Source organism: Arthrobacter sp. StoSoilB5, from assembly GCF_019977235.1.
Classification (GTDB): Bacteria; Actinomycetota; Actinomycetes; order Actinomycetales; family Micrococcaceae; genus Arthrobacter.
In genome coordinates this window covers 4,363,919-4,380,950 of the sequence record NZ_AP024646.1, presented here as the reverse complement: position 1 = coordinate 4,380,950, position 17,032 = coordinate 4,363,919, and the positions used below count along the sequence as shown (strand labels likewise).

Annotated in this window: 17 protein-coding genes; 13 read left to right on the top strand and 4 right to left on the bottom strand. The window is 61.3% G+C overall.

The annotated features are described in order from the left end of the window. Positions 1 to 56: 56 nt before the first annotated feature. Together LDN75_RS19815 and LDN75_RS19810 are read right to left on the bottom strand one after the other, a co-directional pair. Entirely contained in the window at positions 57 to 1,511 is a 1,455-nt protein-coding gene (locus LDN75_RS19815; protein ID WP_223934400.1) for an NCS1 family nucleobase:cation symporter-1, read from the bottom strand. Between the two features lie 206 nt (positions 1,512 to 1,717). Then, positions 1,718 to 3,784 carry a DUF6807 family protein gene (locus tag LDN75_RS19810; protein WP_223934399.1) on the bottom strand — a complete coding sequence of 689 codons (2,067 nt, stop codon included), beginning with the start codon at positions 3,782 to 3,784 and terminating at the stop codon, positions 1,718 to 1,720. 332 nt (positions 3,785 to 4,116) lie between these two features. Here LDN75_RS19810 and LDN75_RS19805 point away from each other — a divergent pair, with 332 nt between their 5' ends. The 11 genes from LDN75_RS19805 (at position 4,117) to LDN75_RS19755 (ending at position 12,957) form a co-directional block, all read left to right on the top strand. Next, complete coding sequence (locus LDN75_RS19805; protein ID WP_223934398.1) at positions 4,117 to 4,806, top strand: DUF624 domain-containing protein; 690 nt, start codon at positions 4,117 to 4,119, stop codon at positions 4,804 to 4,806. Next, on the top strand, positions 4,799 to 5,029 hold the full coding sequence (locus LDN75_RS19800) for a hypothetical protein (protein WP_223934397.1): 231 nt from the start codon (positions 4,799 to 4,801) through the stop codon (positions 5,027 to 5,029). The genes LDN75_RS19805 and LDN75_RS19800 overlap by 8 nt, the downstream gene beginning before the upstream one ends. After that, a complete protein-coding gene (locus LDN75_RS19795) occupies positions 5,026 to 6,561 on the top strand; it encodes an extracellular solute-binding protein (RefSeq protein ID WP_223934396.1) in 1,536 nt (511 codons plus the stop codon). The genes LDN75_RS19800 and LDN75_RS19795 overlap by 4 nt, the downstream gene beginning before the upstream one ends. After that, positions 6,558 to 7,532 (top strand): ABC transporter permease subunit, encoded by a 975-nt coding sequence (locus LDN75_RS19790; RefSeq protein ID WP_223934395.1) that lies wholly within the window; start codon positions 6,558 to 6,560, stop codon positions 7,530 to 7,532. Before LDN75_RS19795 ends, LDN75_RS19790 begins: the two co-directional genes overlap by 4 nt. Positions 7,533 to 7,534: 2 nt before the next feature. Continuing rightward, positions 7,535 to 8,407, top strand: coding sequence for a carbohydrate ABC transporter permease (locus LDN75_RS19785; RefSeq protein WP_223934394.1), 873 nt, complete (start codon positions 7,535 to 7,537; stop codon positions 8,405 to 8,407). Positions 8,408 to 8,454: 47 nt separating this feature from the next. Further along, positions 8,455 to 9,126 carry a rhamnogalacturonan acetylesterase gene (locus LDN75_RS19780; protein ID WP_223934393.1) on the top strand — a complete coding sequence of 224 codons (672 nt, stop codon included), beginning with the start codon at positions 8,455 to 8,457 and terminating at the stop codon, positions 9,124 to 9,126. Continuing rightward, positions 9,123 to 9,812 carry a DUF1961 family protein gene (locus tag LDN75_RS19775; protein WP_223934392.1) on the top strand — a complete coding sequence of 230 codons (690 nt, stop codon included), beginning with the start codon at positions 9,123 to 9,125 and terminating at the stop codon, positions 9,810 to 9,812. Before LDN75_RS19780 ends, LDN75_RS19775 begins: the two co-directional genes overlap by 4 nt. Positions 9,813 to 9,937: 125 nt before the next feature. Next, positions 9,938 to 10,945, top strand: coding sequence for an acetylxylan esterase (locus tag LDN75_RS19770; protein ID WP_223937643.1), 1,008 nt, complete (start codon positions 9,938 to 9,940; stop codon positions 10,943 to 10,945). Between the two features lie 219 nt (positions 10,946 to 11,164). Next, complete coding sequence (locus tag LDN75_RS19765) at positions 11,165 to 12,322, top strand: 3-deoxy-7-phosphoheptulonate synthase (RefSeq protein ID WP_223934391.1); 1,158 nt, start codon at positions 11,165 to 11,167, stop codon at positions 12,320 to 12,322. 152 nt (positions 12,323 to 12,474) lie between these two features. After that, the gene (locus LDN75_RS19760; RefSeq protein ID WP_223934390.1) at positions 12,475 to 12,687 is read left to right on the top strand and encodes a helix-turn-helix domain-containing protein; all 213 of its coding nucleotides are present in this window, start codon (positions 12,475 to 12,477) and stop codon (positions 12,685 to 12,687) included. Between the two features lie 171 nt (positions 12,688 to 12,858). Next, entirely contained in the window at positions 12,859 to 12,957 is a 99-nt protein-coding gene (locus LDN75_RS19755; RefSeq protein ID WP_003792170.1) for an AURKAIP1/COX24 domain-containing protein, read from the top strand. A 220-nt stretch (positions 12,958 to 13,177) separates the two neighbouring features. On the opposite strand, the gene LDN75_RS19750 is transcribed toward LDN75_RS19755, so the two are convergent. Beyond that, entirely contained in the window at positions 13,178 to 14,143 is a 966-nt protein-coding gene (locus tag LDN75_RS19750) for a DUF559 domain-containing protein (protein ID WP_223934389.1), read from the bottom strand. A gap of 94 nt (positions 14,144 to 14,237) precedes the next feature. Here LDN75_RS19750 and LDN75_RS19745 point away from each other — a divergent pair, with 94 nt between their 5' ends. Then, positions 14,238 to 15,488 carry an IS256 family transposase gene (locus LDN75_RS19745; RefSeq protein ID WP_223934388.1) on the top strand — a complete coding sequence of 417 codons (1,251 nt, stop codon included), beginning with the start codon at positions 14,238 to 14,240 and terminating at the stop codon, positions 15,486 to 15,488. A 240-nt stretch (positions 15,489 to 15,728) separates the two neighbouring features. Here the strand turns inward: LDN75_RS19745 and LDN75_RS19740 are convergent, their stop codons facing one another. Further along, positions 15,729 to 16,544: an HAD-IB family hydrolase gene (locus LDN75_RS19740; RefSeq protein ID WP_223934387.1), complete on the bottom strand. Its 816-nt coding sequence runs from the start codon at positions 16,542 to 16,544 to the stop codon at positions 15,729 to 15,731. 163 nt (positions 16,545 to 16,707) lie between these two features. Here LDN75_RS19740 and LDN75_RS19735 point away from each other — a divergent pair, with 163 nt between their 5' ends. Then, positions 16,708 to 16,962 carry a glutaredoxin family protein gene (locus LDN75_RS19735; protein ID WP_223934386.1) on the top strand — a complete coding sequence of 85 codons (255 nt, stop codon included), beginning with the start codon at positions 16,708 to 16,710 and terminating at the stop codon, positions 16,960 to 16,962. Positions 16,963 to 17,032 lie beyond the last annotated feature (70 nt).

Below are 17,032 nucleotides of genomic sequence, written 5' to 3'. Positions count from 1 at the left end.
AGACGTCGCGAAGAAGGCATTGGACGAGGCCAAGAGGGGCGCACTTTTTGTCTGCGTCAGCCAGTGACGGCTTCTTCTTTTGTGGCGGCTGCGATCGATTCGGCCAGGCGGGTGTCGTTGCGCGAGATGAAATAGTGCACTGTGCCCGCCACGCCTGCCCCGATAAACCAGGAGAAAGCAGAGACGGCAGCAAACACCGGAAGGAGCGCCAGGATCACAGCCGGGACCGCCGAGACGAAAAACGACAGGAGCGCTTTTTGGTTCCAGCCATAAGTGTAGGTGTAGTACCCCTCCTCCCTGAAGAGGTCACTTACCAGCACGTGCTGCTTGCGGAGCACGTAGTAGTCAACCATGATGATGCCGAACAGTGGCCCGAGCAGCGCCCCGAGCCCGCCAAGGAACAGGTTGATCACCACGGGACTGTTGAACAGGTTCCAGGGCGTAATGACGAGTGCGATCATTGCGGAGATCAGGCCGCCGCGCCTGAAATCTATCCGCGAGGGCCAGGCGTTGGCCAGGTCGTAGGCCGGTGAGACGAAGTTGGCTACGACGTTGATACCCAGCGTTGCGATTGCGAACGTAACGGCGCCGAGCAAAAGGGCCCAGATGTTGTCGATCCGCCCTACGATCTCAACGGGATCGTAGATGTATTCCCCGTACACCTTGAAGGTTCCGGCGGTGACAACCACCGAAACCACGGAAAAGGCGATGAAATTTACCGGCAGCCCCCACAGGTTGGCTGTGCGCACAGCTTTTCGGGAGGGAGCGAACCGGGAGAAATCGCAGAAATTGAGCATCAGGGTGGAGAAGTACGTCACCGTCAGCGCCGTGGCGGCGAAGAACGAGTGGATGACTCCCCATTGTGCATTACCCCCGGGCAGGTCCAGGGAAATATTCCATCCTGCGTTGATCAGGATGTAGACCACCAGTACGCCCATCACAGCCCAGACGGCAGGTCCCGCCCAGTCCTGGAACCTCCGGATGGTCTCCATGCCGTTTCGGAGCAGAAGAAGCTGGAGCGTCCACATCAGAAGGAAGGCCAGCCAGCCGAGGGTTGATTCGCCCAGGAAGTTGTTCTCAGTGAGGCCTCGGAGGTCGGGCCAGATCTCCAGGGCGATGACGATGACGGCCCGGGAAGCCAGCCAGGTCTGGATGCCGTACCAGGCAATCGCAACCAAGGCACGAATCAGGGCAGGCAGGTTGGCGCCGAACGTCCCAAACGAGATCCGGGCGAGCACAGGATACGGAACACCAGTCTTCTGGCCGGCGTATCCGGAGAAGTTCATCAGGACGAAAACGATCACAATCCCCGCGACCAAGGCAAGGAACACCTGCCAAGCGCCCAGCCCCAATGCGAAGAGGCCGGCGGCAAAGGTGTAACCGCCCAGCGAATGAATGTCGGACATCCACATTGCAAACAGCGAGTAGAAACCCCATGTGCGGTGCTCCGCCGGCGCGAGGTCTTCGTTGTACAGACGCCGGCTAACCCCCGGCGGAATGACGTGGGACACCTGATCCTCACTTCCCAAACGCCTACATGCAGAACGCCGGTTTGGAGGCCCCAAGCTGCAGGGGAACCGATGGCGCATCCATTGGTGCCAATATACTCAGCGATGCATGCGGGACATAGACCTGCCGCGACTCATACTCCAGGCCTGAGGGGCACGAACCGCCACGTTCCTGGTAAGGCGTTGAAAGCAGGAACCTGGATTGCGGGTCACAGCCCGGCCACCAGACCCTCGATTTCCTCCATGCCCAGCGTTCCGTCGCTGATCCAGACCCTGTTGGTACGGGTGAGCGACGAGCCCGCAGCGAGTTCGACGGCGGCGTCCCAAGCAAGCGCCGAACCGATTGCAGGATATTCGGCGCACCGCACGAACCACGGATCCGGCGACTCGGGCGGTGCGGCGAACACCAAAGTGGCAGGGCCGCCGTCGAACTCTGCTGTCCATGCAAGCCACGGCGCAACAGAACCGTGTACGGCTGGCTCGCCTTCAGCTGTTGGGGAGAAGACGCGCGGCGAGGCGCCCACAGGCAGCCGCCAGAAGAAACCGCCGTAGCCACTGCCAGCGGCCCCATGCGAACCAGGGCTCCCCAACGAGACATCCACGACGGCGGTCAGTTCCGTTCGGATATCCAGCCGCCATGTGCGCGGGTCAAGGACCGTGCGCCGGTACCATCGCCGCTCTTCCAGGACCAGGCCGCCGTCGAAAGCGAGCCAGTCGAGGTCAAGTGTTGTCTGGTCTTGTCCGCGGGTGACGTCAGCCGCCTCAATGCGGCCGTGGTCCTTCAAGTCCACGTACTTTCCGGCCGTGCGCCGGTAGCTCCGGCCTCCCCAGAAGTTGCTGCCGTTGACGTCCTGGAGGGCGAAACCAGCTCCAAGGTGCCAGACGTGGTCCGCAGGCAAGTGATCCGTGACCACGGTGCCGCTGGGAGTCGCAACCGGGTGCAGGTACGGCCGCGGAGAGAGCTCTGGTTCCAGCCCCATTCCGCTGCGCAGGATGGCTCCGCTGGATGCGTTGGCTCCGCTGGTTGTGATGGCTCCGGGGGAGAAGAGTGCATCCGCGCCCGTAGTGATGGGCCGCGCCCAGGGGAGTCCCAGTTCACTGAAGGTAGCGTGGGCACGGGTGGCCCGCTCCAGGATCTCCTCGATTCCGGGGATCACTGGGTGTGCCTGCTCGCCCTCGCCCACCCACTTCACGCTCGAAGAGGGGATCAGCGCCGGTGCTTCGGCGGTCCGAATGGCTTCCAGTACGCGCATGAACGCGCCGCTGTGGTCGAGAGGGCTCAGAAGAGGCGTGCCGGCAGACAAATGGTCGAGGAGGTTCTCGGTGAGGTCATCCCGGCCGAAGGTGTGGCTCGTCTCGCCCGCACCGTTCCGGACGGTTACGCGATCCTCGGTGTAGTGGAAGTCCGCCGTTCCTTCCGTTCCGTGGAGGGTGACGTACGGTTCCACGGACTCAGCGGCGCACAGAGTGAGGGCGCAAGTGATGGGCAGCCCGCTCACAGTCCGCATCCGGATCACGGACGTATCGTCAGCTTCGATGTCGTTGGCGCGGTACAGGTCGGTGTCCACGGAGGCGAGGTCGTTTGCAGTGCGGGCACCGGCAAGGCGGAGGGCCGTGGCGATTGCGTGGGCCAACGGGTTCGTCGCCACGCCGTCCACCACATCGACGCCGTCGAGGCTGCGCTTTCCGGCCCAGCGTGACCGCTTGTAATAGGCGCGGTCCCGGACCCAGCGGCCCGTTGCCGTAATTCCCTTGAGGGTGCCGATGCTTGGGAGGTCTCCAGATGGCTCTTCATTGATGAGTGTTTCCAGTGCTGGGATGGCGTGCGAGCCCAGGCTTTGGAAGCCGATCTGCACGCTGCGGCCAGCTGCTGTTGCTGCCTCCTGGAGGCGGAGGAAGTCCTTCATTGATGCCACGGGGGGCTTCTCAAGGTAGAGGTCTGCTGAGGACGCCAACACTGCCAGGGCCAAGGGGGCGTGCGTCTGGATGGGCGTTGCCACGATGATGACGTCCGGCCGGTGGTGGCCCGCGAGGAGGCTATCAAGGTCGGTGTAGATGGCGGCGGCTGGCGGCAACGCTCCGGGAGCCGGTGGGTTCGGGTCCGCCACAGCGACGATGTCCACCAGGCCTTGTCCAGTGAGCCGTTCGAGGTTGCGCAAATGGTGCGTGCCGAAGCCGTGCACTCCAGCCAGGGCTATTCTTGCCGGCACCGTTCCTGCCTGCGTTGTCCTGGGGTGGGCGGGGCTGTTCGTGGACTCGGTGGAGGGGGTGTCCATGGGCTCTCCTCTGCTGGCGCGGCAACGAGGGCGATGACGCCGTCGTCAAAGTATTCATGAAGGTTCCCGGCGGGTTCAGGCTATACCCAGCAAGCGCTTTCCCAATTCCGGCTCTTGCCAGTGTAGCGCGGGTTGCTCAGTAATGTAACGATTCAAGACTTGCCTTGACTCGTCGATAAGGTTCGGTCTAGATTTCGTGAAATCGTTTACTCATGTGATGTGGCCCACCCGGGCTGACCCAACTGACTGGCATTTGTGGTTGCTCTGAGGCCTCAGAACAACCGCACAGCCAGTTACTTGGGGCCGTTCTGCAACGATGGAGAGGGGAAGCCATGACCTCTGGCACTTTCGGCTTTCGGGCATACACGCTCTTCGACACACTCCTATGGATCGCCTGCCTTAATGTGCTGTGGATCGTCTTCACGGTGTTGGGTGGGGTTGTCCTGGGGGTTGGTCCAAGCACAGTGGCGGCGCACGTGCTGGTCCGCGACAAAGTCCGCGGGAATGCCGTCCCACTGATACGGCGCTTTGCCCGTGAGTACTTCAAGAACTTTGCCAAGGGAAACGCGCTTGGCCTGCCAGTGCTGGTGGTGGCTGTAGCGCTCACGCTCAATTGGGGTTACTTCTCGGCGGGCTGGGACCTCGGATCGCAGGTGGCGTCGGCGGCAATCCTGGTCGCGGTCCTGTTTGCTGCAGGTGCCGTTTGCTATTTGTTCCCCATGTTCGCCCGCTACCAGCTTCCGCTCGCGCAGTACTTTGTGATGTCATCCCGGTTCGCCATGCGCCACTTGGCGGGCACCGCGATCCTGCTGTTCGTGACAGCTGCTGCTGTTTTCGCGTGCCGCTCCCTGCCGGGCCTGGTGCCCTTCTTCGGTGTCGGTGCCTGGCTCTATGTCACGGGTTGGCTTTGCGACCGCTTCTTCACGGCTAATGACGAAGCCATGGCCAGTGCGGTAGCTGCTTCCGAAACTGCAGTGGCAACCACGCCGACAACTCCCGTCAAGGAGGGCAGCTTTGTCTGACGCCAGCCGAAAGGTCCCGCCCATTGATGGCAGGCAGGTCCTCCACCGGTCCCTTGATGTCCTTGGCCATGTTGCGCATACCCGCAACGAAATTGGCATCGGTTCCAGTGAAACGTATCAAGACCAGATGGGGCGGCCCTTGTGGAGCCTGAAAAGGTATCCCGCCGAGCCGCCCGCTGCATTAACCAACAACCCCGATGAAGTGGAAAAGGAAAAACCATGACCCGTAGAAAATCAACGCTGGCGGCCGCCGTCGTCGTTTCTGCTGCCCTGGCGCTGACCGCCTGTGGCGGGGGACAGCCCGCAGCCGCTGACCTATCGTCAATCAGCATCATGGCGCCTTACTTCGAAGCGCAGCCACCTGCGGCCGATGGTGCCGCGATGAAGAAGCTCGGCGAAATCACCGGCAAAGACCTGAGTGTCACGTGGGTGCCCAATGCCTCCTATGAGGAAAAGACCAACATCACCTTGGCTTCCTCGGAGATCCCCCACGCCATGGTCATCCAGAGCAAGTCGCCGGGATTCGTGAAGAACGCTGAGGCCGGCGCGTTTTGGGACCTGACGGACAAACTTTCCAAGTACCCCAACCTGACCACCACCACGCCCGAGATCCAAAACAATGCCTCCATCAACGGCAAGGTATATGGGGTCTTCCGTGGCCGTTCACCGATGCGCGCAGCAGTCATGTTCCGCCAGGACTGGCTGGACAAGCTGGGCCTGCAGCCGCCGAAAACAACTGAAGACCTCTACAACGTGGCCAAAGCATTCACCGAACAAGATCCGGACGGCAACGGCCAAAACGACACGTGGGGCATCACCATCCCCAAGTGGGGCGCCGTGGGCACCAACAGCCCGTACGACATCATCGAAGAATGGTTCGGTGCCGGAAACCGCTGGACTGAACGCGACGGAAAGCTCGTGCCCAGCTTCGAGACCGACGAATTCCTCGAAGCCGACCGCTTCATCAAGAAGATGGTGGACGAGAAGCTTATCAACGCAGACTTCGCCACATTTGATGGCACAAAATGGAACGAGCCGTTCCTCAACGGCAAGGGAGGCATCATCGTTGATGTCGATTCCCGCGTCAGCCAGCTGGTGACGCTGTTCAAACAGGCCACTCCGGCCGACTACGCCACCAAGGTTGGTTTCGTTGGAAACCTGAAGGGACCCGATGGCACGTTGCACGCGCACCCGACCGATGGGTACGCCGGATTCATCGCAGTGCCAAAGGCAAAGGTCCGCACAGAAGCAGAGCTTGACCAGGTGCTGGCATTCCTGGACAAGTTGAATTCCAAGGACGCCGCGATCGTCCTCAACAACGGCATCGAGGGCGTCAACTTCACCGTGCAGGATGGCAAGGCCGTGACAATTACGCCGGAAACCTCCGAGGGCAAGGCCGTCAGCGCGGATGTGAAGAGCGGCCTGGCCCAGCTGGGGATGAACGTTGCAGGGAACCAGTTCTACACGCCCAAGCAGGCCACCGATTATGAACAGAAGGTCTACGACGAGCGCCTTGAAGTCATGGCTGCAGACCTGAAGAGCGCTGTGTACAACCCGGCGGCTTCGTTTGTCTCGCCAACCTATGTGGCCAAGGGTGCGCAGTTGGACAACATCGTTGCTGACGCACGGATCAAATACCTCGCCGGGCAGATCGACGAGCAGGGCCTGAAGGACGCCATCAAGCTGTGGAACACCAGCGGCGGTGACAAGGTCAAGGAAGAGATCAACAAGCTCTGGCAGGAAAGCGGTAAGTGAGCGTCACCCAGCTTGAGAGCCGGGAGCGGGAGGCAGCCAAGGCGTCGCCTCCCGCGCCCCGGCGGCGTGCGGGGTTCGCGGTCCACTTCGCGCACTACAAGTGGCTGTACCTGCTCTTGCTTCCGGGCTTGGCGTACTTCCTGATTTTCCGGTACGGGCCCATGTACGGCGTAAGTATTGCCTTCAAGGACTTCGTACCGTTCCTCGGAATCAATGACAGCCCTTGGGTCGGGTTCCGGCACTTCGAAGACTTCTTCGCGAACCCGGATTTCCCGCGGCTCCTGGGCAACACCCTGATCCTCGCCTTCCTGAACCTCGGCATTGGCTTCCCCTTGACGGTCATTCTGGCGTTGCTGCTCAACGAAGTCAGGCTGAACATCCTCAAGCGCACAGTCCAGACCCTGGTGTACATCCCGCACTTCCTGTCCTGGACAATCGTTGCTTCGCTGAGTTTCCTGCTGTTCGCGTTGGACATCGGTCCGCTGTTCACCTTCCTGAACGGGGTGTTGGGCACCAATATCGATTTCCTGACGGACCCTGCCTGGTTCCGGCCCCTGATCCTGCTTCAGGACATCTGGAAGAACACCGGCTGGGGGACCATCATCTTCCTGGCGGCTCTTGCCACGGTGGACCAGGACCAATATGAGGCAGCCATTATCGACGGCGCCGGAAGGTTTCGCAGGGTCTGGCACATCACCTTGCCCGCCATCCGATCCACCATCATCGTCATGCTGATCCTCGCTGTGGGCCAGGTGCTGAACACCGGGTTCGAGCAGATCTACCTCATGACCAACGCGCTCAACCGCAGCGTGGCCGACGTGTTCGATACCTACGTGTACTTCGTCGGCATCACCCAGGGGGCCTACAGCTACAGCACTGCTGTAGGCCTGTTCAAATCCGTGGTGGGCATCATCCTCATCTTCGGCACTAACTGGTTGTCCAAGAGGTTCAACCAGAGCGGACTGTTCTAGCCATGAAAATCCACAACACCAAAGGCGGGCGGGTCTTCGACGCCGCCAACTACGTCTTCCTGGCAGGGATCGGCATCCTGACCCTGCTGCCGTTCGTGTACGTTTTAGCTGGCTCTTTTGCCACGGAAGCGGAAATCACGCGCCGGCCGTTCTTCGTCTGGCCCGAGCAGTTCACGCTGGGGGCGTACGAGTACATCTTCTCCACTCCGGCGTTCCCAAAGGCACTCCTCACCACCGTGCTTGTCACCGTCGTGGGAACGCTCATCCAGTTGGCCCTCACGGTGACCATGGCGTACCCGCTCGCCAAACGCGGCCTCCGCGGACGGCGGCTGATCCTTAACCTCGTGGTCTTCGCCATGGTCTTCTCCGGCGGCATGATCCCCACGTTCCTTCTCGTCAAGGACCTGGGCCTGCTGAACACGTATTGGGCGCTGATCCTGCCCGCGGCGATCAACCCGTTCAGCCTGATCATCATCAAGAACTTCTTCCAGGAGCTCCCTGCCGAGCTCGAAGAATCAGCCAAAATGGATGGCGCAACCGAGGTAGGGATCCTTTGGCGGATCCTGCTGCCCCTGTCCAAGCCGGTGCTGGCCACGTTCGCGCTGTTCTATGCCGTCGGGATTTGGAACGACTTCATGTCCCCGCTGCTCTACCTGAGCGACAACAGCATGTGGACCCTGCAGATGTACCTGCGCCAAGTCACCGCGGCTGCCGATCTCTTGGGCACCGGAAACGTTGACCCCAGCTACGTTCCCCCGGAACAAAGCGTGAAGTTTGCCGTGATCGTGGTGGCAACACTGCCCATCCTGCTCTTCTACCCGTTCCTGCAAAAGCACTTTGCCAAGGGCATGCTGATCGGCTCGGTCAAGGGCTAGGTCCAAGGGCGCGGTCCCAGGATTAAGGCACTAAAGAAAGGAATCCCATGAAAATCCTCCTCGCGGGCGACTCCACCGTGGCCGCCTGCCCCAGCTACGAATATCCGATGAGCGGTTGGGGAGCCCATCTGGCTCCTGAAACCTACTGGTGGGCCGCGGTCCACAACTACGCGAAGGGTGGCGCCACTACGGAGTCGTTCCGCGAGGAAGGCCTCTGGTACCAGTTGCTGCATCAGACTGTGCAGGGCGACCTCGTGCTGATCCAGTTCGGTCATAACGACCAGAAGCGTGACCACCTCGCGCCACGCGCAGGCTACGACGCGAATCTTCGTCGGATGGTGGCAGACGTCCAGGCCAAGGGCGGCATTCCCATCCTCTGCACCTCGGTGGAACGCCGACATTTCAGCAAGGGGCAATTGGACTTCACCCTTGGCGAATACCCCGCCGTGGTGCGCGAGCTCGCGGACGAACTCGGACTGGATGTCATAGACCTCAACCACTGGACACGCGCCCTGTACGAGGAATTGGGGGAGGAGGGATCCAAGGAGCTTTTCTTCCACTTCGCCCCGGGTGAGCACGCCCACTGGGCCGGCGGCTTGGAAGACAACACGCACTTCCACGAGAAGGGCGCCAAGCGGATCGCCGTGTATGTCGCTGAACAGCTCGAGTCGTTGGGCTATGGACTGGCGGCCACCCTCAAAGTGGGTGCACGGGTTTGAGCCTGGCCACCATCTACCGCAATGCGCTTCGCGGACCGGAGGACGTCGCTTCCTGGGCCGCCGAGGGCCCGGTCCAGCTGGGAACGTACGACGGCGACGGGCGGGGGGCGGTTGCGGACGGCCACGGCGCGCTGGTCCTGGCGGGGTCACTGGACCCCGAGGAATACGGCGACCACGCTCACTGGACCCTGTGGTGTCCGGAGGAACTCCCTGATCACGTCCGGATCTCGTGGGAGTTCCTGCCCTTGGAGGAGCCTGGCCTGGCCATGGTGTTTTTCTCCGCGCGCGGGCATGGCGGGGAGGATCTTTTCTCCGCAGCACTGGCTCCGCGAACGGGCTTCTATCCGGAGTACCACTCGGGAGACATCGACGCGCTCCACGTCTCCTACTTCCGGCACAAGTACGCATCCGAACGGGCTTTCCGGACGTGCAACCTGCGCAAGAGTGCCGGGTTCGAACTGGTGGCACAGGGCGCCGATCCGCTCCCACCTACAGAGGATGCGAATGGTTTCTATCGGATGGAAATCATCAAAGACGGCCCACGCGTGGCTTTCTCGGTCAATGGATTGCCTTTGTTCGATTGGACGGATCCCAGCCAGCACATCCTGGGCGGTGGCTACTTCGGAATCCGACAGATGGCTCCGCTGAAGGCCGCCTACCGGGAGCTCACCGTGGAACCGCTGTAGCCTCGAAGCAATTGTGACGGGGGACACTCAGTATGACGTAGGATGTCCTCTAGGCGCGTCAAGCCCGTCCAGGTTACGTCGTCGTGAATCAGCCCCTCCAAGCCCTACCTGAACCGGAATGGACCATGCCCCTCTTTGACCTTCCCCTCGACCAGCTCCGCGCCTACACTTCCAGCGCCGTCCCGCCCGGAGACTTCGAGGCCTTTTGGGACCGTACTGTTGCAGAGGCGCGGGCGCTGCCGCTGGATGCCGTGTTCGAGCCGGTGGAGAACTATCTGGGCATCATCGATACCTTCGACGTCAAGTTTTCGGGCTTCGGCGGGCACCGCATCAAGGGCTGGCTGCACGTACCGTCGCATCTCCAGCCAGGTCAGCAGCTTCCCGTGGTAGTTGAATACATCGGCTATTCCGGCGGCCGTGGACTCGTCAACCAGAACACCCGTTGGGCGCAGGCCGGCTACGCGCACTTCATCATGGACACCCGGGGCCAGGGCTACGGCGGTGTTTCCGGAGACACGCCGGATCCGCACCCTTCGGCAGGTGGCGTGGCCTACGCCGGGCTGATGACCCGCGGTGCCGGACACCAGGACGATTACTACTTCCGACGCGTCTACGTGGACGCCTTCCGTGCGGTAGAAGCGGCACAGCACCATCCCGCCGTCGACCCTTCCAAAGTGGTTCTTGCCGGCGTCAGCCAAGGCGGCGGCATCACAGTGGCGGCTGCCGGACTTACTGCCGGAAGGCTCGACGGCGTCATCGCCGCCCTGCCCGACGTCCCCTTCCTGCAGGACTTCCCTCGGGCGATCGATATCGCGCCGCGCGGCCCGTACCCCGAGATCGCGGGGTTCCTGGGCCGACATCGCGACCGCTACGAGTCCATGCTTGCCGTCCTCAACTATTTCGACGGAGTCCACCTCGGCCGGGCGGCGACTGTGCCGGCGCTGTTCTCGGCGGCGCAGATGGACGATATCTGCCCGCCCTCCACAGTGTTTGCCAGCTTCAACAGCTACGGCGTGTCAGGGGGATCGCCGGAGAAGGATATTGAGGTTTACCGCTTCAACAACCACGAGGGCGGGCAAGAGCACCATTGGATCAAACAGTTGCAGTTCCTTCGCAAACTACTGTCATCTTGATGGACCCGATTTGCCCGGTTCGCCGAACCGCGGTTATGGTGTGGCTATGACTAAGCGTTGGTATGCGTATTTTTCGTTGGCTCTGGAGGGGCCCGCGTCTAACTGACACGCATCCAACTTTCCTTCAGAGCCAACAGGGCAGAGATTATTCTCTGCCCTTCGCCATATCCGGCGGGTTCTGAAAAGGGGCCCGCTCCGCATCCGGAACAGGACCCAGAAATGACCAGCATCGCCGCAGAATCCCCCGAAACGCTCGACGCCGAAGCACCTAGTGCCGTTGCAGACGCAGCCCAGCCCGCAACGTCCAACCTGCGCGTCAGCCGCTTCGAGCCGCTTCCGGCACCCCAGGACCTCATCGCTGGGCTGCCGCTGGACGCCCGCTCAGCTGCCGTCGTCGAACGTGGCCGTGACGAAGTCCGCGCCATCATGGACGGCGTCGATGACCGCCTGCTGGTCATCGTCGGTCCCTGCTCAATCCACGACCCCAAGGCCGGCCTCGAATACGCCCGCCGGCTGGTAAGCCAGGCCGAGAAGCACAAGGAAGACCTGCTGATCGTCATGCGGACCTACTTTGAGAAGCCGCGCACCACCGTTGGCTGGAAGGGTCTCATCAACGATCCCCACCTGGACGGCAGCCACGACATCGCTGCCGGCCTCCGCGCCGCCCGCGGCTTCCTCAAGCAGGTCACTGCGCTGGGCCTGCCCACCGCCACTGAATTCCTCGAGCCCATCAGTCCGCAATACATGGCGGACCTCGTGTCTTGGGGCGCGATCGGCGCCCGCACCACCGAAAGCCAGATCCACCGCCAGCTCGCATCCGGGCTGTCCATGCCCATCGGCTTCAAAAACGGCACCGATGGCGACCTCCAGGTGGCGATTGACGCCTGTGGCGCCTCGGCCGCTGAGCAAGCCTTCCTGGGAATCGACGACGACGGCCGCGCGGCTCTCGTGGCGACCTCCGGCAACCCGGATACGCACGTCATCCTGCGTGGAGGCCGCAAGGGACCGAACTACTCGCAGGAAGACGTTGCCGCGGCCTCGTCGAAGCTGGCCGCGAAGGGTCTGAACCCCCGCCTGATCGTGGACGCCAGCCACGCCAACAGCGGCAAGAGCCACCACCGCCAGGCAGAGGTTGCCCTGGAGATCGGTGCCCAGCTCGAGGCAGGGGAGTCCTCGCCGATCGCAGGTGTCATGCTGGAGAGCTTCCTTGTGGGTGGTGCGCAGAATCTGGATGTGGCCAAGCAGCTGGCCGGCGAGCAGGAACTCGTCTACGGCCAGAGCGTGACGGATGCCTGCATGGAGTGGGACGTCACTGCGTCGGTTCTGGAACAGCTCGCATCCTCTGCGCGGAAACGTCGGCTGGCTACGGGGGAGTAGCTGGGGAGTAAAGTCCCACTTCGCCGAAATGCTTTCACATTGGTCACTTCAGCCTCTAGAGTATCTAGCACATGGTTGTTTGATGGCTCAGCATCGGCACACCGTTCTACTGGGGGGTGTCCTGTCCAGCTGAGAGCAAAGGAATATGGGAAATGTCCGCAGAGACTAACTTCTCGAATGCGCGTTTCATGACTGTGGCTGAAGTAGCCGACGTCTTGCGTGTTTCCAAAATGACTGTGTATCGCCTGGTCCACTCAGGGGAAATGCCTGCCGTCAGGTTCGGCCGTTCCTTCCGGGTGCCGGAAGAGGCCGTTGCCCAGTACCTCAAGGGTGCTGTGGTGGACGGGCAATCGGAGTCCGCCTGAGGGCGCCGGGGTCCGTCCCGCGGACCGTGGTCATAGGGTGCCCCTTTGAAGCGGTACTCTGTTAAGGAACGTTTTACGTCAATGTAAGAATCTGTCAGTTGTACTGTCTGCTGCTAGTCCGCGGATCCGTTCCAACAGACAGGACCTTCATCTAGTTTGTAAGGAACTTTCGTGGGTTCAGTTATTAAGAAGCGCCGCAAGCGTATGGCCAAGAAGAAGCACCGCAAGCTGCTTCGCAAGACTCGCCACCAGCGCCGCAATAAGAAGTAGAGATACTTCACCAAGCGTGAATGCCCGTTGCCTTCCAAGGTGGCGGGCATTTTTGCTCTCTCACGTCCTGAGGTGTTTGGCCTGATGCTCTCTCACGTCCTGAGGTGTTTGGTGGGTTGTTCTCTCACATCCTGAGGTGTTTGGCCGGATGTTCTCTCACATCCTGAGGTGTTTGGCCTGATGTTCTCTCACGTCCTGAGGCGTTTGGCCTGATGCTCTCTCACATCCCACCTTGGACAAAGCCGGATTCCACGGATGGGTCCATCCAAGCAGTTCGTAGTGCCCTTTTGATCTGCCGAATGGCGTTGGCGAAGTTGTCCGCCAGGTCGTCTTTTCCGAATACAAGGACGGTCCAACCGGCTGATCTAAACGCCTTGTCCCTGCGCCGATCGCTATGCCTTTGCTCCTCCTCAAGGTGATGACCGCCGTCGTACTGTATGGCGAGCCTGCGGCTCTTGAAACCGAGGTCCGCTGAGGGTGAGAAGGGGTCGTTCTCGCGGAGCATGACCTGGAGCTGAGGTTCCGGCAGGTTGGCATCAAGCATGGCTAAACGAAGCAAAGTCTCTGGTGCGGAGTCGGCCCCGACGCGCATGAGGTCAAGGGCCTCGCGTGCACGGACTACGCCCTGACGGTTCTTGTGCCGCTCGACCATGGTCCGGAGCTCCTTGGCAGTCGCGAACGGTGCATCGCGCCCCTCAAGATGCGGCCGTGGCACGCGTATCAACTGATCTGCCACACATACGAGGTCAGGAAGCGGGAGGCGCCGCGCCAAATCCAACCATGTTCTGGCTCGCGTGCTCATCCAGACGCCCTGTACCTGCTCAATTTCTCCCTCGAAGTGCTTTTCAGTGTGCCCGATGATGCCCTTGCGGCGAACCGATGGCAGGTGTCGGGGTTTGCTCAAATGCAATTCATTTGAATCCGATAGCCATGCCGGCAACACAAATCCATGGAGCCGGGCGGCCGTCGTATGGGAGATCCAGGCGCCGGGGCTGGCGGACGAGAGGGAACGGGCAGCTGACAAGAGGTCAAAATCCCAATCAGCCGGCCGATACAATCCCCGGCTAACCGGAACAATGTTGCTGCTGCGCCAAATGACTGCGGGGTTGATGCCCGCTGCTTTGGCTTCGTTCAAGCTGAAAGGCCCCAAGATCGGGCTGGATGGGTTGAGTAGCGAATTCTGCATACCCGCATTGTTTCTTGGAAGGGGAGTGTCGGAACAACGGTGGATCCGGGGTTGGCCTGACACGCCAAGCGTTGCTTGGCGGGGAGGACTGATCATGAGCGAGATCATGGGCCCCATGGCGACCGAGGTGGATCAGCAAGAGTTGGCGCAGCAGCTCCTGTCTCAGGCCAAGGAACAGGGGTTGGAGCTTGTTGGACCGGGAGGGCTGTTGAACAAACTGACCAAGAACGTCCTGGAGACCGCCCTGGAAGCGGAAATGGATGAGCATCTGGGATACGGCAAGCACGAAGTGGCAGGGCGGGGCAGCGGGAATTCACGCAACGGCACCCGTTCGAAGACAGTGCTGACGGAGATCGGGCCGGTGGAGATCGACGTGCCCCGGGATACCGGTTCCACGTTTGATCCCCAGACGGTGAAGAAGCGACAACGCCGTTTGACCGGTGTGGACGAGATCATCCTGTCATTGAGCGCTAAAGGACTCACGACCGGGGAAATCGCGGCCCACTTCGCTGACGTGTTCGGCGCAAGGGTTTCCAAGGACACCATCTCCAGGATCACCGAGAAGGTCGTTGGAGAAATGACCGAATGGCAGAACCGTCCTCTGGACAGGGTGTTCCCGGCGATGTTCATTGACGCTATCCACGTCAAAGTCCGCGACGGGCAAGTCACCAACCGGCCCATCTACGTGGCCATTGGTGTCACCGTCAATGGTGAACGTGACGTCCTTGGGTTGTGGGCCGGCGACGGCGGTGAAGGGGCGAAGTTCTGGCTCGCGGTGCTGACCGAGATCAAGAACCGGGGCGTGGAGGACGTGTGCATCACCGTTTGCGACGGGCTCAAAGGCCTGCCGGATGCGATCAATACCGTCTGGCCCCAGGCTGTAGTCCAGACCTGCATCGTGCATCTGGTCCGGAACACCTTCCGTTACGCCTCAAGGAAGTGCTGGACCGAAATGGCCCGGGACCTCCGCCCGATATACACCGCACCGTCCGAGACCGCGGCCAAAGAACGCCTCGGAGAGTTCGCCGGTAAATGGGGCAAGCAGTATCCGGCCATCATCCGGCTGTGGGAGAACGCCTGGAGCGAGTTCATCCCGTTCCTGGACTACGACGTGGAGATCCGTAAGGTCATCTGCAGCACAAACGCCATCGAATCCCTGAACGCACGATACCGGCGGGCAGTCAGAGCACGCGGACATTTCCCCACCATCCCCGCCGCCTTAAAATGCCTCTACCTGGCCACCCGGGCACTGGACCCCACCGGCCGGAGCAGAGCACGATGGATAGCACGATGGAAACCGGCACTGAATGCCTTCGCCATCACGTTCGAAGGCAGAATCACATAAACACCAACACCCGAATCCACCGTTAAACGGACACTCCCCTTGGAAGCCGCAAAGCGTGCAGAAGTTATCCACAGGCAGGCCAGTGCTATTGGAGCATGTGAGAGAGGAACGGTGGAAACGCGTTGGGATGTGAGAGAGGAACGGTGGAAACGCGCTGGGATGTGAGAGAGGAACGGTGGAAACGCGCTGGGATGTGAGAGAGGAACGGTGGAAACGCGTTGGGATGTGAGAGAGGAACGGTTAGCGGGGCCCGCGGAACTTTGAGAATCCACGCCAGAGTCCGTAGACGGCGCCGCCGACGGTTGCAGCCTTGAGCCCAAGGGTCGCTGCACGGCGACCGGACCGGAAATCGTAGACCGGCCAGTTGTTGTCGCGAGCATGCCGGCGCAGCTTGGAGTCGGGGTTGATCACCACGGGGTGACCCACCATAGTGAGCAGCGGGATGTCATTGGCGGAATCGCTGTAAGCCCAGCAGTGTTCCAGGTCCAAACCTTCTTGGTCAGCAATGAGTTGGACCGCGATGGCCTTGGCCGGCCCGTGGAGGATGTCACCCACCAGCTTGCCGGTATACATTCCGTCATGGACCTCGCCCACGGTCCCCAGCGCGCCCGTCAGGCCGAGCCTTGTGGAGATGACTGTGGCAACCTCAATGGGTGTGGCTGTCACTAGCCATACACGCCGGCCGACACGAAGGTGTTGCTCCGCGAGCGCCTTGGTTCCGGGCCAGATCCGTGACTCGATCATTTCGTCATAAACTTCTTCGCCGAGGGCTTTGATGTCCTCCACGGTTATCCCGGCAGCCAAGGTCAGGGCCGAATCGCGCACGGCATGGACGTCGTCCATGTTCTCGCCCCGCATCACAAACTTGAACTGCTTCCACGCGAAGCCAGCCGCCTGGGACAGCGTAAAGGCCCTGCGTTCGTACATCTTGCGAGCCACATGGAAGAGGCTGGCGCCCTTCATCAGGGTGTTATCGACGTCGAAGAAAGCGGCTTCGCCGGTGTGCTGTGGCACCTTGGCGTCGGCGACCACAGCGGCGTTCTTCTCGTCGGGCATGCCTTGAGTCTAGTCAATCGCCAGGCCCCCGCGTTGAGGGCGCACGACGAGGGCTGCCGTGTGGATGTGAGAGAGGATCGGGGGTTTGGGGGTGGGATGTGAGAGAGGATCGGGGGTTTGGGGGTGGGATGTGAGAGAGGATCGGGGCGGTTACCGTTGTGTCATGGCTATTCCCGACGTCGTTCTCCTCACCAAAGCTGACTGCCACCTCTGCACGGAGGCGCGTGCCGCCGTCGAACGCGTTACCTCGGCACTGGGCATCCAATGGACAGAGCGGGGGATCGATGATGACGCGGAACTGCAGGAGCGGTACGCGGAGGAAATTCCCGTGGTGTTGGTCGATGGAGTCCAGCGCGACTTTTGGAAGATCGACGAGCAGCGCTTGACCCGTACTTTGAAAAGAGTCATCGAAGGCTGAAGACTACGGACGCTGCAACCCGTAAGTACCGGCTTTTGTTGAGTCCGGCCAAGGGCCATAGAGTGGAACA

Bases quoted from the DNA above. Each gene is read 5' to 3' on its own strand.
- LDN75_RS19735 (WP_223934386.1), top strand. From the start codon at position 16,708: ATGGCTATTCCCGACGTCGTTCTCCTCACCAAAGCTGACTGCCACCTC.
- LDN75_RS19760 (WP_223934390.1), top strand. From the start codon at position 12,475: ATGTCCGCAGAGACTAACTTCTCGAATGCGCGTTTCATGACTGTGGCT.
- LDN75_RS19785 (WP_223934394.1), top strand. From the start codon at position 7,535: ATGAAAATCCACAACACCAAAGGCGGGCGGGTCTTCGACGCCGCCAAC.
- LDN75_RS19740 (WP_223934387.1), bottom strand. From the start codon at position 16,544: ATGCCCGACGAGAAGAACGCCGCTGTGGTCGCCGACGCCAAGGTGCCA.
- LDN75_RS19795 (WP_223934396.1), top strand. From the start codon at position 5,026: ATGACCCGTAGAAAATCAACGCTGGCGGCCGCCGTCGTCGTTTCTGCT.
- LDN75_RS19765 (WP_223934391.1), top strand. From the start codon at position 11,165: ATGACCAGCATCGCCGCAGAATCCCCCGAAACGCTCGACGCCGAAGCA.
- LDN75_RS19745 (WP_223934388.1), top strand. From the start codon at position 14,238: ATGAGCGAGATCATGGGCCCCATGGCGACCGAGGTGGATCAGCAAGAG.
- LDN75_RS19810 (WP_223934399.1), bottom strand. From the start codon at position 3,784: ATGGACACCCCCTCCACCGAGTCCACGAACAGCCCCGCCCACCCCAGG.
- LDN75_RS19805 (WP_223934398.1), top strand. From the start codon at position 4,117: ATGACCTCTGGCACTTTCGGCTTTCGGGCATACACGCTCTTCGACACA.
- LDN75_RS19770 (WP_223937643.1), top strand. From the start codon at position 9,938: ATGCCCCTCTTTGACCTTCCCCTCGACCAGCTCCGCGCCTACACTTCC.
- LDN75_RS19780 (WP_223934393.1), top strand. From the start codon at position 8,455: ATGAAAATCCTCCTCGCGGGCGACTCCACCGTGGCCGCCTGCCCCAGC.
- LDN75_RS19750 (WP_223934389.1), bottom strand. From the start codon at position 14,143: ATGCAGAATTCGCTACTCAACCCATCCAGCCCGATCTTGGGGCCTTTC.